This is a genomic window from Brevundimonas sp. (assembly GCF_016463295.1).
Classification (GTDB): domain Bacteria; phylum Pseudomonadota; class Alphaproteobacteria; order Caulobacterales; family Caulobacteraceae; genus Brevundimonas.
In genome coordinates this window covers 1-5,294 of the sequence record NZ_JAEMRO010000115.1, presented here as the reverse complement: position 1 = coordinate 5,294, position 5,294 = coordinate 1, and the positions used below count along the sequence as shown (strand labels likewise).

General features: G+C 65.3%; 7 protein-coding genes and 1 pseudogene. All 8 read left to right on the top strand.

Annotated elements, in window-relative coordinates:
• Nucleotides 1-14 precede the first annotated feature (14 nt).
• The 8 genes and pseudogenes from rpsH (at nt 15) to JHC81_RS13600 (ending at nt 5,015) form a co-directional block, all read left to right on the top strand.
• Nucleotides 15-413 carry a 30S ribosomal protein S8 gene (rpsH, locus tag JHC81_RS13635; protein ID WP_292175569.1) on the top strand — a complete coding sequence of 133 codons (399 nt, stop codon included), beginning with the start codon at nt 15-17 and terminating at the stop codon, nt 411-413.
• Nucleotide 414: 1 nt separating this feature from the next.
• Nucleotides 415-948 carry a 50S ribosomal protein L6 gene (gene rplF, locus JHC81_RS13630; RefSeq protein ID WP_292175565.1) on the top strand — a complete coding sequence of 178 codons (534 nt, stop codon included), beginning with the start codon at nt 415-417 and terminating at the stop codon, nt 946-948.
• A gap of 3 nt (nt 949-951) precedes the next feature.
• Nucleotides 952-1,314, top strand: coding sequence for a 50S ribosomal protein L18 (gene rplR, locus JHC81_RS13625; RefSeq protein WP_292175564.1), 363 nt, complete (start codon nt 952-954; stop codon nt 1,312-1,314).
• A 12-nt stretch (nt 1,315-1,326) separates the two neighbouring features.
• Complete coding sequence (gene rpsE / locus JHC81_RS13620; protein ID WP_292175562.1) at nt 1,327-1,932, top strand: 30S ribosomal protein S5; 606 nt, start codon at nt 1,327-1,329, stop codon at nt 1,930-1,932.
• Nucleotides 1,933-1,934: 2 nt separating this feature from the next.
• Entirely contained in the window at nt 1,935-2,138 is a 204-nt protein-coding gene (rpmD, locus tag JHC81_RS13615) for a 50S ribosomal protein L30 (RefSeq protein WP_292175560.1), read from the top strand.
• A gap of 198 nt (nt 2,139-2,336) precedes the next feature.
• Nucleotides 2,337-2,783 (top strand): annotated as a pseudogene (gene rplO / locus JHC81_RS13610) (50S ribosomal protein L15); the annotation flags it as partial.
• Nucleotides 2,784-3,034: 251 nt separating this feature from the next.
• Nucleotides 3,035-4,423: a preprotein translocase subunit SecY gene (gene secY / locus JHC81_RS13605; protein WP_292175558.1), complete on the top strand. Its 1,389-nt coding sequence runs from the start codon at nt 3,035-3,037 to the stop codon at nt 4,421-4,423.
• A 25-nt stretch (nt 4,424-4,448) separates the two neighbouring features.
• Complete coding sequence (locus tag JHC81_RS13600; RefSeq protein WP_292175557.1) at nt 4,449-5,015, top strand: adenylate kinase; 567 nt, start codon at nt 4,449-4,451, stop codon at nt 5,013-5,015.
• The last annotated feature ends 279 nt before the right edge of the window (nt 5,016-5,294 follow it).

Below are 5,294 nucleotides of genomic sequence, written 5' to 3'. Positions count from 1 at the left end.
GGGGAGCGACAGACATGATGATCAACGATCCCCTGAGCGACATGATCGCTCGCATCAAGAACGCGGCGACCCGCAAGCGTTCCAAGGTGCTGACCCCGGCCTCGCGTCTCCGCCAGCGCGTCCTCGACGTGCTGCAGGACGAGGGCTACATCCGCGGCTACAACCTGGTCCAGAACCCCGGCGAGTTCCCGCAGTTCGAGATCGAGCTGAAGTATTTCGACGGCAACCCCGTGATCGCCGAGATCGCCCGCGTGTCGAAGCCCGGCCGTCGCGTCTATTCCGCGATCAACGATCTGAAGCCGATCAAGAACGGCCTCGGCATCTCGATCCTCTCCACGTCCAAGGGCGTCATGTCCGACACGGCGGCGCGCGACGCCAATGTGGGCGGCGAAGTCCTCTGCAGGGTCTACTGATATGTCCCGTATCGGCAAACGTCTCATCGCTGTTCCGAAGGGCGTGACCATCACGCTCGACGGCCAGACCGTGTCGGTGAAGGGTCCCAAGGGCGAACGCTCCTGGACCGTCGCCGAGGAAATCGAAGTGTCCCAGGACGCCGACGGCATCAGCCTGGGCCTGCGTTCCGACACCCAGCGTGGCCGCGCCATGTGGGGCCTGTCGCGCACCCTGGTCGACAACATGGTCACGGGCGTCACCACGGGCTTTGAAAAGAGCCTGGACCTGGTCGGCGTCGGTTATCGTGCCGCAATGAAGGGCAATGCCCTGTCGCTGCAGCTCGGCTTCTCGCACGACGTGGACATCGAACCGCCTGCAGGCGTCACCTTTGCGGTGCCCAAGCAGACGGAAATCAAGATCTCGGGCGCTGACAAGCAGGCCGTGGGTCAGATCGCCGCCGTCATTCGCAAGCTGCGTCCGCCGGAGCCCTACAAGGGCAAGGGTGTGCGCTACCAGGGCGAAACCGTCCGGCGCAAGGAAGGCAAGAAGAAGTAGGTCATGGCTCTTTCTCTGCAACAACAAGCCAAGCGCCGCTCGGAGCGCAACCGCCGCCGCCTGAAGGCTGTCGCCAACGGTCGCCTGCGTCTGTCGGTCCATCGTTCGGACAAGAACATCTCGGCCCAGATCATCGACGACCTGAACGGCGTCACGGTCGCCGCCGCCTCGTCGCTGGAAGGCGACAAGGGTGCGAAGTCCAAGGGTTCGGACGTCGACGCAGCCGCCCGTATCGGCAAGCTGGTCGCCGAGCGTGCGATCGAAAAGGGCGTCAAGGACGTCGTCTTCGACCGCGGCAGCTACATTTATCACGGTCGGGTGAAGGCGCTGGCGGAAGCCGCGCGTGAAGCCGGCCTGAATTTCTAAGGAACGGGACGCATGGCGCAAGCACCCCAACGTGGCGGCGGCGGCAACGACCGCAATCGTCGTGACAACCGCAACGCTCCTCAGGACGGTCCGGAATCGGACATCGTCGAGAAGCTGGTCCACATCAACCGCGTCGCCGCTACCGTAAAGGGTGGCCGTCGCTTCAGCTTCGCCGCCCTGATGGTTGTCGGTGACGGTAAGGGCCGCGTCGGCTTCGGTCACGGCAAGGCACGCGAAGTGCCGGAAGCCATCCGCAAGGCGACCGAAGAAGCCAAGAAGACGATGATCCACGTTCCCCTGCGTGAAAACCGCACCCTGCACCACGACGGCAACGGCCGTTGGGGCGCCGGCAAGATCATGATGCGTGCGGCCCCTCCCGGGACCGGCGTCATCGCGGGCGGTCCGATGCGCGCCGTGCTGGAAACCCTCGGCGTCCAGGACGTCGTCGGCAAGTCCACCGGTTCGTCGAACCCCTACAACATGATCCGTGCGACCTTCGAAGCTCTGAAGGTTCAGTCCTCGCCTCGCCAGATCGCCAACAAGCGCGGCAAGAAGGTCGCGGACCTGATGGGTCGTCGCAACGACGGTGCCTCGGCACCTGAAGCTGTGGAGTCCTGATCATGGCCCCCTCCAAGAAGACCGACGCCAAGACCGTCACCGTCAAGCAGACCGGCTCGCCGATCCGCCGCAAGAGCGACCAGCGCGCCACCTTGGTGGGCTTGGGTCTGAACCGCCTGGGCCGCGAGTCCACGCTGGAAGACACGCCCTCGGTCCGCGGCATGATCGCCAAGGTCGCCCACCTGACCGAGATCGTCGAGAAGTAAGCTTTTCTCTCTCCAGACGGGGAGAGCAGGGCGATCAGGTAAGGGCGGCTCGCGAGAGTCGCCTTTACTGCTTTGTAGGGAGCCGCTATAGCGCGCGACCTTGAAGCTCCGGGTCCGGTCGAGTTCACCGGCCCCTAGTAGACCAATCAGCCGAGTCCGCTGCCGCAGCGGGCGCTAGAACCCGAAAGGATCAGGCACATGAAACTGAATGAAATCCGCGACAACGAGGGCGCCCACAAGAAGCGCATGCGCGTCGGCCGTGGCCCGGGTTCGGGCAAGGGCAAGACCGCCGGTCGCGGCGTCAAGGGTCAGAAGTCGCGTTCGGGTGTCGCCATCGGCGGCTTCGAAGGCGGCCAGATGCCGCTGTACATGCGCATGCCCAAGCGCGGCTTCAACAATCCCAACGCCCTGAAGCTGGCCGAGGTGAACCTGTGGCGTCTGCAGGACGCCATCGATGCCAAGAAGCTGGACATCAAGGGCGAGATCAAGGGCGACGCCCTGGTCGCCGCCGGCGTGATCCGCCGCGTCAAGGACGGTGTCCGTCTGCTGGGCACCGGCGAGATCAAGGGCAAGCTGAACCTGGTCGTGTGGTCGGCCTCGGCCGGCGCGATCAAGGCTATCGAGGCCGCCGGTGGCACCGTCGTTCAGGAGCGTATCGCTGCTGAAGAGAAGGCCGCCGCCCGCGTCGAGAAGCGCAACGCCGCCAAGGGCAAGGCTCCGGCTCCCAAGGCCCCGCGTGGCGACGCCAACAAAATCTCGGCCCGCACGACGCGGACTGCCTCCAAAAAATAAGCTGGGGGGCGCTCTCGCTAAGAGGGCGCCCTTCACCTATCTGGACCGTGGCCCCCGAGTCAGTCTCAGGTGCGCCGCGTTCTGATCAGTCGGGGTGACGACATATGGCTTCGGCCGCCGAACAACTCGCAGCAAACATGAACATGGGCACGTTCGCGAAAGCGACCGAGCTGCATAAGCGTCTGCTGTTCACGCTCCTGGCCCTGCTGGTCTACCGCATCGGCACCTATGTGCCGATCCCGGGGATCAACTCGGAAGCCTTCCTGCAGTTCTTCCAGAACCCGGACGGCCAGCGCGGCATCCTGGACATGTTCAACATGTTCTCGGGCGGCGCGGTGGAGCGGATGGCCGTCTTCGCCCTGAACGTCACGCCCTACATCTCGGCCTCGATCATCGTGCAACTGATGGGCGCGGTCTATCCGCCCTGGGAAAAGCTGCGCAAGGAAGGCGGCGAGAGCGGTCGCAAGCAGCTGAACCAGTACACCCGATATCTGACCGTCGTCCTGGCCCTGTTCCAGTCGGCCGGTATTGCCATCGGCCTGAATGCCCAAGCCGGTCTGGTCGACGCGCCAGGTCTGTTCTTCATCGTCTCGACCATCACCTGCCTGACCGGCGGGACCATGTTCCTGATGTGGCTGGGCGAGCAGGTGACGGCGCGCGGCGTCGGCAACGGCATCTCGCTGATCATCTTCGCCGGTATCGTGGCGGTCCTGCCCGGCACCATCGCCCGCATGTTCGGCCTGGCCCAGCAGGGTCAGCTGTCGGTCTTCATCCTGCTGCTGATCACCCTGATCGCCGTCGCAACGGTCGTGTTCATCGTCTTCATGGAACGCGCCCAGCGTCGCCTGCTGATCCAGTATCCCAAGCGCCAGGAAGGCAATCGGATGGCCGGGGGCGAGCGGTCGTTCCTGCCGCTGAAGGTCAACACCGCCGGCGTCATTCCCGCCATCTTCGCCTCGTCGCTGCTGATGCTGCCGACGACAGTGGCCCAGTTCACGGCGACGGCGAACCTGCCGGCCTGGCTGTCGTGGCTGCCGGCCGCGACCAGCCAACTGAGCCATGGCCAGCCGGTGTTCATGGTCCTGTACGGCCTGCTGATCATCTTCTTCTGCTTCTTCTACACCTCGATCACCTTCAATCCCGAGGACACGGCCGAGAACCTGCGCAAATACGGAGGCTTCCTGCCGGGCATCCGTCCGGGCAAGCGCACGGCGGAATATCTGGACTACGTCCTGACCCGTCTGACGACCATCGGCGCGGCCTACATCACTGCGGTCTGCCTGATCCCGGAGATGATCATCGCCAACTTCGGGGCCGGTCTGGCCTTCGGCGGCACGTCGATCCTGATCGTGGTCTCGGTGACCATGGATACGGTCGCCCAGATCCAGTCGCATCTGCTGGCCCACCAGTACGAAGGCCTGATCAAGAAGGCCAAGCTGCGGGGCCGCGGCCAGACGCGCACCAAGGGCACGACCGCCCCGGTGCGGCGCTGAGATCGATCGTTCGGGGGACGGCACGATGAATGTGATCCTGTTCGGCCCGCCCGCTGCGGGCAAGGGCACTCAGGCCAAGCGTCTGGTCGAGACGCGGGGCATGATCCAGCTGTCGACCGGCGACATGCTGCGCGAGGCCATCGCCTCGGGCTCCGAGCTGGGTCAGGAATGCCAGGCGATCATGTCGCGCGGCGACCTGGTGCCGGACGCCGTCGTCATCGCCCTGATCGAGGCCCAGCTGAAGGCGGCCGAGGACGCCGGCGGCGCCATCTTCGACGGCTTTCCCCGCACCCTGGCCCAGGCCGAGGCGCTGGACGCCATGCTGGCCAAACTGGGCAAGCAGATCGACCACGTCATCCGTCTGAAGGTCGATGACCAGGCTTTGCTGACCCGCGTCGCCAGCCGCTTCGCCGACCAGGGCCGTCCGGACGACAATCCCGACAGCTTCAAGGTCCGGCTGGACGCCTACAACCGCAACACCGCGCCCCTGCTGCCCTACTATGCCGACAAGGGTCTGCTGACCGAAGTCGACGGCATGAGCTCTATTGAGGCTGTGTCGGGCGAGATCGACAAGGCGCTCGGCCAGGCCTGACACTGCGCCTGAACGGTGGCTGACACGCCTCCGCTCGCCGTGTTCATGCTCGACGTGCCATAAACGGTAGGGTGAACACCCGCCCATCCTCTTCGCGACCTGACAGACGCCTGCTGCCCGGCATTGTCGTGGCGGTCGCCGGTCTGCACGCCGGCCTGTTCGCCCTGTCCGGGCTGGGCAGTCCCGAGCCAGTGGCGCGCGAGGCGGACGATCCGCCCATCGAGGTGGTGCTGTTCCGTCCGCCGGTGCCCCCGCCACCTGTCGTGCCTGCCCCGACGC